The organism is Erwinia wuhanensis, assembly GCF_030484085.1.
Taxonomy (GTDB): domain Bacteria; phylum Pseudomonadota; class Gammaproteobacteria; order Enterobacterales; family Enterobacteriaceae; genus Erwinia; species Erwinia aeris.
In genome coordinates, this window is the sequence record NZ_JAUJUH010000003.1 from 555,987 (window position 1) to 570,139 (window position 14,153).

Annotated in this window: 11 protein-coding genes; 5 read left to right on the top strand and 6 right to left on the bottom strand. The window is 55.0% G+C overall.

The genetic code is table 11. The features are described 5' to 3' along the window. Positions 1-8 precede the first annotated feature (8 nt). From QZH36_RS10255 to narL, 6 genes are all read right to left on the bottom strand, one after another. Entirely contained in the window at positions 9-920 is a 912-nt protein-coding gene (locus QZH36_RS10255; protein ID WP_301730133.1) for an aminotransferase class IV, read from the bottom strand. Further along, positions 917-1,930, bottom strand: a complete 1,014-nt coding sequence (locus tag QZH36_RS10260) for a C45 family autoproteolytic acyltransferase/hydrolase (protein ID WP_301730134.1) — start codon at positions 1,928-1,930, stop codon at positions 917-919. The genes QZH36_RS10255 and QZH36_RS10260 overlap by 4 nt, the downstream gene beginning before the upstream one ends. A 4-nt stretch (positions 1,931-1,934) precedes the next feature. Next, a complete protein-coding gene (locus QZH36_RS10265) occupies positions 1,935-2,501 on the bottom strand; it encodes a nitroreductase family protein (RefSeq protein ID WP_301730135.1) in 567 nt (188 codons plus the stop codon). Positions 2,502-2,540: 39 nt separating this feature from the next. After that, positions 2,541-3,329 (bottom strand): PhzF family protein, encoded by a 789-nt coding sequence (locus tag QZH36_RS10270; RefSeq protein ID WP_301730136.1) that lies wholly within the window; start codon positions 3,327-3,329, stop codon positions 2,541-2,543. A 49-nt stretch (positions 3,330-3,378) separates the two neighbouring features. Then, complete coding sequence (locus tag QZH36_RS10275) at positions 3,379-4,158, bottom strand: iron-containing redox enzyme family protein (RefSeq protein ID WP_301730137.1); 780 nt, start codon at positions 4,156-4,158, stop codon at positions 3,379-3,381. 751 nt (positions 4,159-4,909) lie between these two features. Continuing rightward, positions 4,910-5,557 (bottom strand): two-component system response regulator NarL, encoded by a 648-nt coding sequence (gene narL / locus QZH36_RS10280; RefSeq protein WP_253458950.1) that lies wholly within the window; start codon positions 5,555-5,557, stop codon positions 4,910-4,912. 313 nt (positions 5,558-5,870) lie between these two features. Here narL and QZH36_RS10285 point away from each other — a divergent pair, with 313 nt between their 5' ends. The 5 genes from QZH36_RS10285 (at position 5,871) to narI (ending at position 14,022) form a co-directional block, all read left to right on the top strand. Then, complete coding sequence (locus tag QZH36_RS10285; RefSeq protein WP_253458953.1) at positions 5,871-7,265, top strand: NarK family nitrate/nitrite MFS transporter; 1,395 nt, start codon at positions 5,871-5,873, stop codon at positions 7,263-7,265. 67 nt (positions 7,266-7,332) lie between these two features. Continuing rightward, entirely contained in the window at positions 7,333-11,091 is a 3,759-nt protein-coding gene (locus tag QZH36_RS10290) for a nitrate reductase subunit alpha (protein ID WP_301730138.1), read from the top strand. After that, positions 11,088-12,626, top strand: a complete 1,539-nt coding sequence (narH, locus tag QZH36_RS10295) for a nitrate reductase subunit beta (RefSeq protein WP_301730139.1) — start codon at positions 11,088-11,090, stop codon at positions 12,624-12,626. Before QZH36_RS10290 ends, narH begins: the two co-directional genes overlap by 4 nt. Further along, a complete protein-coding gene (gene narJ, locus QZH36_RS10300) occupies positions 12,623-13,348 on the top strand; it encodes a nitrate reductase molybdenum cofactor assembly chaperone (RefSeq protein ID WP_301252614.1) in 726 nt (241 codons plus the stop codon). The genes narH and narJ overlap by 4 nt, the downstream gene beginning before the upstream one ends. Next, entirely contained in the window at positions 13,345-14,022 is a 678-nt protein-coding gene (gene narI, locus QZH36_RS10305) for a respiratory nitrate reductase subunit gamma (protein WP_253458965.1), read from the top strand. Before narJ ends, narI begins: the two co-directional genes overlap by 4 nt. Positions 14,023-14,153: the final 131 nt, after the last annotated feature.

The following is a 14,153-nucleotide window of genomic DNA, read 5'->3' on the forward strand; positions in this document are numbered from 1 at the left end:
GTATTTTCTCAGAGGCTGGTCAGATGGTAATAATCGGTAAAGCCGGCGTCTTCGGCGCAGGAAACCGTAAAATAGCCCTGATGAATTTGATGATAAATTTCATTCGTCAGGGTGGCGATAGTGAAGCCGTCAACGGAGCCGACCGGCAGAATTTCCGCGCCGGTGCCGGCGAAGAACAGTCCTTCGGCAAGATAAAGTTCCGTGCGATCGATTGAACGCTCGATAACTGTGTAGCCGAGGCGCTGCGCGAGACGGATAACAATATCGCGGGTGATGCTTTCAAGGATCCCATCGGTAACGGCTGGTGTAATTAATTTGCCGCCGCGGATTAGAAAAAAGGTCGCCGTCGGCGCCTCGCATACTTTTCCCCGGCTGTCCGTCAGCAGAACGTTATCGTAGCCGTCTTCTTTCGCCTGTAGCATCGCCAAACGGCCGTTTTGGTAATTCGCTACGCACTTTATTCTGGGCGGCATCTGCGCGTCGCTGATACGCTGCCAGCCGTTGATGCACACTTTTTGCCCCTCGGGGAAAGTTTTGCGCCCCTGAGCGAAAGCGGCTATCGACACCAGGATATCGCCGGTGCTGGTAATCGGCCCGTCTTCGCCTACTGAGCAGGCCAGTCGGATATAGCTATCGGCGGTCAGATTATTCGCTTTCAGCGTGGCGATAATCTGTGCCTTGATTTCTTCGGCGGTAAAAGGAATGGGCATGCGCATAATACGGGCAGAATCGAACAGCCGTTGAATATGCTGTTCCATTGCCAACACGTTATAAGCACCGTTACGCATTTTATAGCAGCGTATGCCTTCAAAAATTTGCGCACCATATTTAAGCGCCACGGCGCCGATACCTATGGTGGCGTTTTTATAGGGAACGATTTCCCCTGCCATGCAAATAAAACGACTATTTTTATCACTCATAGCATAAACTCATAAAATTGATGTGATTGACAGGGATTGCCAGCTACCGCGGCGACTTTGCCCTGACGTGGCATAAGCGCTATGCCCGCTATCGTATGTGCGTCGGAAGGCAGCAAGCCGTGACAGCAAATTGCGCCATCTCTGCCTTCATGATCGGATAAGGCCGCCAGCATATCGGCCTGTGTACAAAGCCCTACCTGGCGCGTCAGATCGCTCAGGCGGAAGAGCCTTTCCTCCGTCGAAGCCGTCTTCAGCCGCGCGTCCACCTCCCGAAAATCAGGATGCAGGTAATGATTGGTGTGGACGCAGCGCTCCTGCTGCCAATGACGAAGCTGTGTCGCCGTCAGCTCTACCGTTGTCAGCCTGTTTTCCTGCAACAGCGTCAGGCAGCGAGAGGAGGCGCGGGGAAGCCTCTCCAGCTCGGCAAGGCAGGCATCCATCGTCTTCAGCGATAGCAAATGACGCACCAGCAAATAAGGCGGGATCCCGGGCTGCCAGTCGTCAGATCGCACCATATTGATACCAACCGCCAGACCATGACAATTGATGCCAGCATAGCCAGCTAGTCCGGTCAGGGTATACATCAGAGAAAGCGGGTTTTGCTTTTCGTCCGACTCATGCAGCAGACAGCCGTAAGGCTCATTATATTTTGCAAGATCGATGGTTTGCGCTATAAAGCCGTTGTCAGCGTTATGTTGAGCGATCAGACTACAGTCATCTCCCGGCGCTGATAATTCGCGGCGGCATTGCAGCGCAATAATATCCTGCATACTACAGCCTGCGCCTTCGGCTATGCCGCGCAGAAAATCGCTTGTTTCCGGCAGATAGCTGGCGATAATGTCGCTGTAGCGCTGCCACTCGTTATCTCTGCGTTTTCTTGCCTTCGGAGTAGTGAAAATATGAGTTTTATCCTGCTCAATTAGCGCTTTAATCGCATTCCCCGCCAGCTCTCCCCATTTTTTGCCACGCAGATGCGGCGTGCCCGCTAGCGAGTAGTAATTCGGGCGCATAAATTTATTCCCTGGCCGTTAAGGGGCGAAAAAAATCGCTGATAGCGGGCCGGTATTTAGGCGAAACCGTATGCGTGTTTTTCCCCAGATAAAGTACGCCCGCTACCTGCTCATGCGGCGCCAGCGCCAGCGCGTTTTTAAAACCGGCGCTATAAACAATATTGCCAGTAGCCCAAAATGCATTGCCGCCCAGCAGGCTGGAAGCTACGATCATATTCTGGATAGCCGCGCCCGTACTTAACCATTGTTCGCTCTCGGGTACTTTGGTATGCGCTTTTGGCGAAAAAATACAGATAACAATATTCGGCGCCCGATTTAATTTGGCTCTGATGTTTTTTTTGGCCGCGTCATCGACAGTCATGCCTTCAGCCTGCTGCGCCTGAAAATAGCATTCCGCCAGTTTTTCTTTATGATCCTGCGCTACAGTAATAAAACGCCAGGGCGTCAATCCCTGATGATCGGGAGCGGTCAGGGCGCTTTGAAAAATCATTTCCAGCTCTGCCGGCTGACAGGCGAGAGGAAGAGAAGCGACGGAGCGTCGCTGCAATAATATGTTAATAGCCTTTTCCATATAAAGTCCTGGCTGATTATCTTTAAAACAGAAGCTGATTCAGAGAAGCTTTATTTCCATAGCGGTAAAAGCTTTGCCGGTCAGCACAATTTCTTTTCCTTTGACTTCCACGCCAATGCTGCCGCCGCGTCGAGAAAGCTGGGAAGCCGTCAGTTTATTTTTCAGATGCTCCGCGGCGAACAGCGGAGCAATGGTACAGTGCGCTGTGCCCGTTACCGGATCTTCATCTATTCCTTTTTGCGGCGCAAAATAACGGCAAACATAATCTTTATCGTTGCCGGGAGCGGCAATAATAACGCCGGGCAACGCCAGCTGGCGTAATTTTCCAACGTCAGGAGCAAAATCCGCGACCTCTTTTTCGCTTTTTAACCAGAGTAAATAAGAGCGGCCCTTATAGATTTTTTCCGCTGGTATTACCGCCTCTGTAACCGTTGCTATTTCTTGCGGATCGGTACAGGGTTCGCAGGTGATGGCCGGTAACGTCATTAAATAGTAGTCGTCCGCTTTGCGTACGCGTAGCTGCTGGTTCACCGTCTCAAATACTACCTCGTCGCAGTGCGGCTGGTAGATGCTGAAGACGATATGCGCGGCGCCCAGCGTACCATGGCCGCACATATCCAGCTCAACCTGCGAGGTAAACCAGCGTATCTTGTAGACGTTCGCACCCGCAGCCCTGCTGATAAAGCTTATTTCTGGCAGACGTGATTCGGCGACAATCTGCTTCAGGCTATCGCTTTCCATCTCTTGTTCCAGCAGGACTACGCCCGCCGGATTTCCAGTAAAAGCCCGATCGGAAAAAGCGTTCACGACATAAATTTTCAGGGACATGGCTACCTCGTTAAGGCAGGGCCAGGCGACCCTGCGAAAAATTGACTTATCAGAGATAGTAGCCCGCTGCGTCAGAAGGTTTCCAGCGATAAACAGGTTCGGACGAATCGTAGTGCTTGTCATAAATAGCCTGGAAATGGCGATGCCTTAATTCAATCGTATTTTCCAGCGCCATAATGGCTTTTTCCTGCAGCTCCGGCGTATTGCAATATTTCTCCAGAAGATTAACTACGTTTGCAGTATGCTCATCTTCTAATTCGCTGACCGCTTCATCTTCTTCGCCACCGGAAGCATGGTGAGTAAAGAAGTCATAGCCTTCCGCCGGCAGGCCGTAAACCTCTTTCATCACCACTTCCATACTGGTTTTGTTGCTGTTGATAATAGGCGGTTGGCCTTCCATTAAAAACAGTACAGATGCCAGTCCCTGAGTAAAATGCACGTCGGTATCATTACAGTCGCGCAAATTAGTTTCTACCAGCGCTTTTGTTTCCGGCATTAAAGGACTGGCGCTGACCTCTTCCGGCGTAACGCCGAGCGCAAGGCCAACATTCAGGAAAGAGTTTAAATGACGGCCGCCCCCAGAAAAATGGCCGGTTTCTTCTTCAAATGCATTTTCCACCAGCCCTGCGCGAAGTTTATAATCGCCTACGCGATGCGCAATGCCCATTAAATGACGTGGCCAGATTTCTTTAATTGGTACACGGTTAATTATAAATTCTTTCAGCAGACGATGAGTTGCTTTTCCCTCAACAATAACCTGATATAACGGGCTGGTCATTTTTTTACGCGCATTAATTCTGTTGCGCAGGCTTTCGATAAATTCAGACATCATCACTCCTTTTAAGAAAAAAACATTATCAGTAAACACGCCGCCAAAAGCGGATTAATAGAGGGTTAATTGGTAATTATTTTTAAGGTTTATTTCTGTGGGTTGGATAATAACACCGCATTTTTAAAAACCTCAATGTATTAATGGGTGAAATAGTGAAAACGATCGATTGTGCTAAATATAAAATAATTACATGAACGAAGTTTAAATATTGCTAAAGGCTATTTTATCGGATTAAACAGGTGTCTATATAATATATATTAGATGTTTGTTCTTTGAACTAATTATTTTGCAGTTTTTTATATTTTTAGTTAACCTATTGTTAAGGAGTAAGTAAATCTGCTTAACGAGGAGGGAAGATGATTTTATGCTGTATAAGCAGGATAGTTGCTGTGCTGAATTGTTAGTTTTTTTATTATAAGATGCTGTATTAAAAAAGAGATTTCAGTATTAATTAAAGGCCAGGAATTAATGGGTTTATTTGCGCGTTAAGCGCATGCGGCAGGTTATTTGCCGCAGTTTTTATTTTATTGATTGGTTGCATGGCGAGGCGCGCTAAACCGGCCTTTGTCTTTAAAGAAGGTGTATAATGGATGTTTCGTCAGTCATTACAGAGAATTATAGAGCGATGGGTCAGCTGGCGACGGGAAGAGATGGTATTTTATGCTGACCAGGAAGAAACGGTTGCAGGCGCTGATACAAATGTCGACAGCGATCGCAATCTTGCTGCCAGGCTACATTGAATCCGGCTTTACCCGTGGCCGTTTTGCAGCGCCCAGACGGCCGCTTCCACCCGGGATTTCAGCTTCATTTTTTTCAGCAGATGTTTAACGTGCACTTTTACCGTGCTTTCCGTAATCGACAGCTTGCGGGCAATGGCCTTATTGGTCATCCCCAGCGTGATTAGCTTCAGAATATCGCGTTCGCGGCGCGTCAGCTGTTCCACATCGCGCGCTTCTGTCGGGCGTGATTCACGCAGGCTGGCCACCAGCACGTTGGTCAGCTTTTCGCTTAACACCATCTGGCCGGCGGCGGCCTGATGCAGCGCTTTCAGCAACGCTTCCGGCTCCATATCCTTCAGCAGATAACCATCCGCGCCGTGTTTTAACGCGTTTACCACGTCATCTTCATGATCGGAAACGCTGAATACCACGATGCGCCCGGAAAGCTCGATGGTGCGCAGCTGCACCAGCGTATCCAGCCCGTTCATGCCTGGCATATTCAGATCCAAAAGGATCAGGTCGGGGTCATGCTGTTCCGCCAGTACGACGCCCTGCGCGCCGTCGCTGGCTTCTGCGATAACCTGCAAACTTTCTTCCATTTCAATCAACTGTTTAACGCCGTTCCGCAGCAGCGGATGATCGTCAATCAGCAGGATAGTGGCGGCTTCTTCTTTCACGCTTGGATTTTCCACAGTCAGAGGGCGGCGAATGATTCCCGGTTAGCTTCTTAATCTTACCGATTAAAAACGTTAACCCTATACCACTAAGGGAGTAACCATAAATTTCTTCCTTCCGCAGTCTAACTGAAAAAAGCGCCCGCTGTGCGTAGTAATTACATGAATTTTATAAATATGTTTCCGATATGTCTCTACTCATCCAGGCGCAGCGGCAGCACGGAGGCAAAAGATCACCTGCATCCACGTTGATTTGCGTCAACCCGGCGTCAGAAGCGGTTAAGCAGAATGCGCTCCATTCAAACCGGAGATGACTATGACGCAACTTGCCCCTCTTCAACCCGAAGAAAACGGTGCCGTTATCCAGGACTGGCAGCCGGAAAACGAGCGGTTCTGGCAGCAGCGTGGAAAACGCATCGCCAACCGTAACCTGTGGATTTCCGTTTTCTGTTTGCTGCTCGCTTTCTGCGTCTGGATGCTGTTCAGCGCCGTTGCAGTGAACCTGAACAAAGTTGGCTTCACCTTTACCACCGAGCAGCTTTTTCTGCTGACGGCGCTGCCTTCCATTTCAGGCGCGCTGCTGCGGATCCCTTACTCTTTTGTGATCCCCGTGTTCGGCGGACGGCGCTGGACGGCTTTCAGCACCGGTATCCTGCTGGTCCCTTGCCTGTGGCTTGGGTTTGCCGTGCAGGACACCAGCACCGCTTTCAGCATTTTTGTGCTGATCGCGCTGCTGTGCGGCTTTGCGGGCGCGAACTTTGCCTCCAGCATGGGCAATATCAGCTTCTTTTTTCCTAAAGCGCAGCAGGGCGGGGCGCTGGGCATCAACGGCGGTCTGGGCAACCTGGGCGTCAGCGTAATGCAGTTCGCCGCCCCGCTGGCCGTTTCCATTGCCGTTTTCGGCGCCTTCGGCGGCGGCGCGCAGCACACCAGCAGCGGCGAAACGATCTGGCTGCAAAACGCCGCGTGGATCTGGGTGCCGTTCCTGCTTGTCGCGACGCTGGCGGCCTGGTTCGGCATGAACGACCTGGCGGCGGCGAAATCTTCTCTGCGCGAGCAGCTGCCGGTGTTGAAACGCGGCCACCTGTGGGTGATGGCGCTGCTTTACCTGGCGACTTTTGGCTCTTTTATCGGCTTTTCCGCCGGTTTCGCCATGCTCGCCAAAACGCAGTTTCCGGATATCAGCATTCTTCACTACGCCTTTTTCGGCCCGCTGCTGGGCGCGCTGGCGCGGTCGGCGGGCGGCATTATTTCCGACAGGCTGGGCGGCGTACGCGTGACGCTGGCTAACTTTGTGCTGATGGCGCTGTTTGCCGCGCTGCTGTTCCTGACGCTGCCGGGGGAAGGAACCAGCGGATCCTTTAGCGCCTTTTTCGCCGTGTTTATGGGATTGTTTTTAACCGCCGGCCTGGGTAGCGGCTCGACCTATCAGATGATCGCCGTGATTTTCCGCAAGCTCACCCTGGAGAAGGCGAGCGCGGAAGGGAAAGGCATAGAGACTGCGCAGCGGGAAGCAGTGACCGAAACCTCCGCCGCGCTCGGTTTTATCTCCGCTATCGGCGCGCTGGGCGGCTTTTTCATTCCGCAGACGTTTGGCCTTTCGCTGTCCATGCTGGGTACGCCGACGGGCGCGATGAAAATCTTCCTCGCCTTCTATCTGCTTTGCGTTGGCGTCACCTGGCTGGTTTACGGCCGCAAAAATAAATTTTGATAACGTGCGGAGGCAATGTCCCTCCGCCGCCTGAGCAATATCACCTAAGCCTTCAGGAGTTTTCCGGATGAGCAAATTTCTCGACAGGTTTCGCTACTTTAAACAGCTGGCGGAACCCTTTGCTGGTCAACATGGCCAGACACTCAACACCAATCGCGACTGGGAAGAGGGCTACCGTAGCCGCTGGCAGCACGATAAAATCGTGCGCTCCACGCATGGCGTAAACTGCACCGGCTCCTGCAGCTGGAAAATTTACGTCAAAAATGGCCTCGTCACGTGGGAAACACAGCAAACCGACTATCCGCGCACCCGACCGGATTTGCCGAATCACGAGCCGCGCGGCTGTCCTCGCGGCGCCAGCTACTCCTGGTATCTCTACAGCGCCAACCGCCTGAAATATCCGCTGATGCGCAAAAAGCTGCTCAAGCTGTGGCGCGAAGCCAAAGCGGATCATCAGGATCCGGTCGCGGCCTGGGGATCGATCGTCAGCGATCCGCAAAAAGCGCAGAGCTATAAGATCGCTCGCGGTCGCGGCGGCTTCGTCCGGTCAAGCTGGCAGGAGGTCAACGAGCTGATCGCGGCATCCAATATCTATACGGCGAAAACCTTCGGCCCGGATCGCATTATCGGCTTTTCACCGATCCCGGCGATGTCGATGGTTTCCTATGCCGCAGGCGCGCGCTATCTGTCGCTGATCGGCGGCGTCTGCCTGAGTTTTTATGACTGGTATTGCGATTTGCCGCCCGCTTCGCCCATGACCTGGGGCGAGCAGACCGACGTGCCGGAATCGGCCGACTGGTATAACTCTTCTTATATTATCGCCTGGGGCTCTAACGTGCCGCAGACGCGCACGCCGGATGCTCATTTCTTTACCGAGGTGCGCTACAAGGGCACCAAAACCGTGGCGATCACGCCTGACTATGCCGAGGTCGCCAAGCTGTGCGATCAGTGGCTGAATCCTAAGCAGGGCACCGACAGCGCGCTGGCGCTGGCTTTAGGACACGTGATGCTGAAGGAGTTTCACCTTGAGCGCGAGGTGCCTTATTTCCGTGACTACGTGCGCCGCTATACCGATATGCCGATGCTGGTGCTGCTGGAGCCGCGCGAGGGCGGCTACTACGCCGCCGGACGCCAGCTCCGCGCCAGCGATCTGATTGATAACCTGGGGCAGGAAAACAACCCGCAGTGGAAAACCATCGCCATAGACCAGGAGAGCGGTGAGCTGGTGGCGCCGCAGGGATCCATCGGCTATCGCTGGGGAGAAAAAGGCAAGTGGAACCTGGAGTCGCGTGAAGGTGGCTCGCAGCGGGAAGTCACGCTTCAGCTTAGCCTGCTGGGCAGCCATGACGAGATCGCCGAGGTCGGCTTTCCCTATTTCGGCGGCCTGGAAAGCGAAAACTTCAGCAGCGTGCCGCTGGAGGAGATCCTGCTGCACAAGCTGCCGGTGAAGCGTTTGCAGCTGGCCGACGGCAGCGCTGCGCTGGTCGCCAGCGTGTATGATCTGACGCTGGCGAACTACGGGCTGGATCGTGGTCTGCACGACGAAAACTGCGCAGGCAGCTATGACGAGATCAAAGCCTACAGCCCGGCCTGGGCCGAGCAGATCACCGGCGTGTCGCGGCAGAATATCATTCGGCTGGCGCGCGAGTTTGCCGACAACGCGGAAAAAACGCGCGGCCGCTCGATGATTATCGTTGGCGCCGGGATGAACCACTGGTATCACATGGATATGAACTACCGTGGGCTGATCAATATGCTGATCTTCTGCGGCTGCGTGGGGCAGAGCGGCGGCGGCTGGGCGCACTATGTCGGTCAGGAAAAACTGCGGCCGCAGACCGGCTGGACGCCGCTGGCTTTCGCGCTCGACTGGCAGCGTCCGCCGCGCCATATGAACAGCACCTCGTTCTTCTATAACCATTCCAGCCAGTGGCGCTACGAAACCGTGCAGACCAGCGAGCTGCTCTCGCCGCTGGCCGATAAAAAGCGCTACGGCGGCAGTTTAATCGACTTTAACGTGCGTTCCGAGCGCATGGGCTGGCTGCCTTCCGCGCCGCAGCTGAACGGCAATCCGCTGAACATCGCCGCGCAGGCGAAAGCGGCCGGGATGCCGCCGGTGGATTTCACCGTGGAAAGCCTGAAAACCGGCACGCTGCGCTTTGCCGCCGAGCAGCCGGACAATCCGCAGAACTTCCCGCGTAACCTGTTTGTCTGGCGCTCCAACCTGCTGGGATCGTCCGGCAAAGGCCATGAGTACATGCTCAAATATCTGCTGGGCACGGAAAACAGCATTCAGGGTAAAGATTTAGGCGTGCAGGGCGGCGTGAAGCCGGAAGAAGTGGAATGGCAGGAGAAAGGCGGCGAGGGCAAGCTGGATCTGGTGGTAACGCTGGATTTCCGCCTGTCCAGTACCTGTCTCTATTCCGATATCGTGCTGCCTACCGCCACCTGGTATGAAAAGGACGATATGAATACTTCGGATATGCATCCGTTTATTCATCCGCTGTCGGCGGCGGTCGATCCGGCCTGGGAAGCGAAAAGCGACTGGGAGATCTATAAAGGCATCGCCAAACGCTTCTCGGAGCTTTGTCCGGGGCATCTCGGTGTGGAAACCGATATCGTCACGCTGCCGGTGCAGCACGATTCGCCGGCGGAGCTGGCGCAGCCTTTTGACGTTAAAGAGTGGAAAAAAGGCGAGTGCGACCTGATCCCCGGCAAAACCGCGCCGCACATTATTGCCGTAGAGCGCGACTATCCGGCCACCTGGGAACGCTTTACCTCGCTTGGCCCGCTGCTGGACAAGCTGGGCAACGGCGGTAAGGGCATCAGCTGGAACACGCAAAAAGAGGTCGATTTCCTTAAAGAGCTGAACTACGTCAAGACGGATGGCCCGGCCGTCGGTCGGCCGAATATCGACAGCGCCATCGATGCGGCCGAGGTCATTTTATCCCTCGCGCCGGAAACCAACGGTCAGGTAGCGGTAAAAGCCTGGCAGGCGCTGAGCGACATTACCGGCCGCGACCACACCCATCTGGCGCTGAACAAAGAAGACGAAAAAATTCGCTTCCGCGATATCCAGGCGCAGCCGCGCAAAATTATCTCCAGCCCCACCTGGTCGGGACTGGAAGACGAGCACGTCTCCTACAACGCCTGTTATACCAACGTGCATGAGCTGATCCCGTGGCGCACGCTCAGCGGACGCCAGCAGCTTTATCAGGATCACGAGTGGATGCGCGCCTTTGGCGAAAGCCTGCTGGTTTATCGTCCCCCTATTGATACCAGGGCGGCCAAACCGTTGCTGAACAAAAAGCCGAACGGCAATCCGGAAAAGGCGCTGAACTTCCTGACGCCGCACCAGAAATGGGGCATTCACTCTACCTACAGCGACAACCTGCTAATGCTGACGCTGTCGCGCGGCGGGCCAATCGTCTGGATGAGCGAAGAGGATGCGCAGGAACTGGGGATTGCGGACAACGACTGGATTGAAGCCTTTAACGCCAACGGATCGCTGACCGCTCGCGCAGTGGTCAGCCAGCGCGTACCGGCGGGCATGACCATGATGTACCACGCGCAGGAACGCATTGTGAACATTCCCGGTTCGGAAATTACCGGCCAGCGCGGCGGCATTCATAACTCCGTGACCCGCGCCTGTCCTAAACCAACTCATATGATCGGCGGCTACGCGCAGCTTTCCTACGGCTTTAACTATTACGGCACCGTAGGGTCCAATCGCGATGAGTTCGTGGTGGTGCGCAAAATGAATCACGTTCACTGGCTGGACGGTGAAGGTAACGACGACTGCCAGGGCGGCAAGGGGAGAAAATCATGAAAATTCGCTCGCAGGTCGGCATGGTGCTGAATCTGGATAAATGTATCGGCTGCCACACCTGTTCCGTGACCTGTAAAAACGTCTGGACCAGCCGTGAAGGGATGGAATACGCCTGGTTTAACAACGTTGAAAGCAAGCCGGGCGTCGGCTATCCGCAGGCATGGGAAGATCAGGAAAAATGGAAGGGCGGCTGGATCCGTAAAATCAACGGCAGGCTGGTGCCGCGAATGGGCAACCGCGTCGGGCTGCTGTCGAAAATTTTCGCTAACCCGGATGTGCCCGCGCTGGACGATTACTATGAGCCGTTCGACTACGACTATCAGCATTTACACAATGCGCCCGCTGGTAAACATCAGCCGATAGCGCGGCCGCGCTCGCTGATCACCGGCAAGCGGATGAAAAAAATCGAAAATGGCCCGAACTGGGAAGAGATCCTTGGCGGCGAGTTTTCCAAACGCTCGCAGGATAAAAATTTCGATAACATCCAGAAAGAGATGTACGGCCAGTTTGAACACACCTTTATGGCCTATCTGCCGCGCCTGTGCGAGCACTGCCTGAACCCGGCGTGCGTGGCGACCTGCCCAAGCGGTGCCATCTATAAGCGCGGCGAAGACGGTATCGTGCTGATCGATCAGGACAAGTGTCGCGGCTGGCGCATGTGCCTGACCGGCTGTCCCTATAAAAAAATCTACTTCAACTGGAAAAGCGGCAAATCGGAGAAGTGTATTTTCTGCTATCCGCGTATTGAAGCGGGCCAGCCCACGGTCTGTTCCGAAACCTGCGTAGGGCGCATCCGCTATCTTGGCGTGCTTTTGTACGACGCGGATCGTATTGAAGAAGCGGCAGCGAGCGAGCATGAACAGGATCTTTATGAAAGCCAGAGGGCGATCTTCCTCGATCCCCACGATCCCGATGTGATTGCCGAAGCGTTAAAAGAAGGTATCCCGCAAAGCGTGATTGACGCAGCGCAACGCTCGCCGGTTTATAAAATGGCGATGGAGTGGAAGCTGGCGCTGCCGCTGCATCCGGAATACCGCACGCTGCCGATGGTCTGGTACGTGCCGCCGCTGTCGCCCATTCAGAGCGCGGCGGACGCGGGCGACCTGCCGCACAACGGTATTCTGCCGGACGTGGAAAGCCTGCGCATTCCCGTGCAGTACCTGGCGAACCTGCTGACGGCGGGCGATACCGCGCCGGTTTTGCTGGCGCTAAAGAGAATGCTGGCCATGCGTCATTATAAACGCGCGGAAACCGTCGATAACCTTGTCGACACGCGGGCGCTGAAACAGGTCGGCTTAAGCGAAGCGCAGGCGCAGGAGATGTACCGCTATCTGGCCATCGCCAATTATGAAGATCGTTTCGTGGTGCCTTCCAGCCATCGTGAACTGGCGCGGGAAGCTTTCCCTGAAAGCAAAGGCTGCGGCTTCAGCTTCGGCGATGGCTGCCACGGCAGCGACGGTCGCTTCAACCTGTTTAACAGCCGCCGTATCGACGCGATTGATATTGGCAAAAAAACGCAGGAGGAGCAGCCATGATCACGCTACGTATCGTCGCCCGGCTGCTGGATTATCCCGATGAAGCGCTCTTTACGCATCAGGCTGAAATGCTGGCGGCGCTGAAAGCGGGCAGCGAGCTTGATGCCGCGCAGCGCGCGCAGCTCACCGATTTTATTACGGAATTCTGCGCAGGCTCGCTGCTGGACAGGCAGGCCGACTATTGCGAGCTGTTCGATCGCGGTCGGGCCACCTCTTTGCTGCTGTTCGAGCATGTTCACGGCGAGTCGCGCGATCGCGGCCAGGCAATGGTCGATCTGCTGGAGCAATATCGCGCCGACGGCCTGGAGCTGAGCGCGAAAGAGCTGCCCGATTTTCTGCCGCTCTATCTGGAGTATCTGGCCAGCCTTGACGTCACCCGCGCCCGCGCTGGCCTGGCCGACGTGGCGCCAATCCTCGCGCTGCTGGCCGCCAGGCTAAAACAGCGTCAAAGCCGCTATAGCGAGCTGTTCACCGTGCTGCTGGCGCTCTCCGGGGCCGGGCTGGCGGTAGATGACCTGACGCCGAAAATCCATAAAGAGGCCCGCGACGATACGCCAGCGGCGCTGGATGCGGTCTGGGAAGAGGAGCAGATCAAATTTCTCGGCGAGCAGGGTTGTGCTTCCGCCCAGCAGGCCGCGCATCAGCGCCGCTTTGCCGACGCCGTCGCGCCGCAGTATCTGGACGTGGCGGCAATGACAACATCCACGGGGCGTTCATCATGAATTTTCTCTCAGGTTTCTTTTTCGATATTTATCCTTATATCGCAGGCAGCGTTTTCCTGATTGGCAGCTGGCTGCGCTACGACTATGGCCAGTACAGCTGGCGCGCCGGCTCCAGCCAGATGCTGGATAAAAAAGGGATGCGGCTCGCCTCCAACCTGTTTCATATCGGCATCATTGGTATTCTCTTCGGCCATTTCGTCGGCCTGCTGACGCCGCACTGGATGTACGAGGCTTTTCTGCCGATCGCCGCCAAGCAGAAGCTGGCGATGGTGGCCGGCGGCGTTTGCGGTTTGCTGACGCTGGCGGGCGGCGGGCTGCTGCTTAAGCGTCGCCTGCTCAATCCGCGCGTCAGGGCCACCAGCAGCGCCGGCGATATCCTGATCCTGACGCTGCTGGTAGCGCAGGCCACGCTGGGGCTGCTGACCATTCCTTTCTCCGCGCAGCATATGGATGGCAGCGAAATGATGAAGCTGGTCGGCTGGGCGCAGGCGATCGTGACCTTCCATGCGGGCGCGTCGCAGCATCTGGAAGGCGTGGCGCTGATTTACCGCGTGCATATGGTACTGGGCATGACGCTGTTCCTGCTGTTTCCGTTCTGCCGCCTGGTGCATATCTGGAGCGTGCCGCTGGAATATTTGACGCGGCGCTATCAGCTGGTACGCAATCGCCGTTAGTTGTGCGGCGTTACCTTGTGCAAAAAAGGCGATCGTCTGGTTTGTTGCCAAAATGTTGAGATGTGGGTCAGCGTATCCGTTTTCCGTCTCGACTACACTGCCTGTTCTTCCGGGCCGCTCTCGCGGCTCGT

Excerpts from the sequence above, each read along its gene's own strand:
- narI (WP_253458965.1), top strand. The coding sequence starts at position 13,345 with ATGAATTTTCTCTCAGGTTTCTTTTTCGATATTTATCCTTATATCGCA.
- QZH36_RS10260 (WP_301730134.1), bottom strand. The coding sequence starts at position 1,930 with ATGCGCCCGAATTACTACTCGCTAGCGGGCACGCCGCATCTGCGTGGC.
- QZH36_RS10255 (WP_301730133.1), bottom strand. The coding sequence starts at position 920 with ATGAGTGATAAAAATAGTCGTTTTATTTGCATGGCAGGGGAAATCGTT.
- QZH36_RS10265 (WP_301730135.1), bottom strand. The coding sequence starts at position 2,501 with ATGGAAAAGGCTATTAACATATTATTGCAGCGACGCTCCGTCGCTTCT.
- QZH36_RS10275 (WP_301730137.1), bottom strand. The coding sequence starts at position 4,158 with ATGTCTGAATTTATCGAAAGCCTGCGCAACAGAATTAATGCGCGTAAA.
- QZH36_RS10270 (WP_301730136.1), bottom strand. The coding sequence starts at position 3,329 with ATGTCCCTGAAAATTTATGTCGTGAACGCTTTTTCCGATCGGGCTTTT.
- QZH36_RS10285 (WP_253458953.1), top strand. The coding sequence starts at position 5,871 with ATGACGCAACTTGCCCCTCTTCAACCCGAAGAAAACGGTGCCGTTATC.
- narJ (WP_301252614.1), top strand. The coding sequence starts at position 12,623 with ATGATCACGCTACGTATCGTCGCCCGGCTGCTGGATTATCCCGATGAA.
- QZH36_RS10290 (WP_301730138.1), top strand. The coding sequence starts at position 7,333 with ATGAGCAAATTTCTCGACAGGTTTCGCTACTTTAAACAGCTGGCGGAA.
- narH (WP_301730139.1), top strand. The coding sequence starts at position 11,088 with ATGAAAATTCGCTCGCAGGTCGGCATGGTGCTGAATCTGGATAAATGT.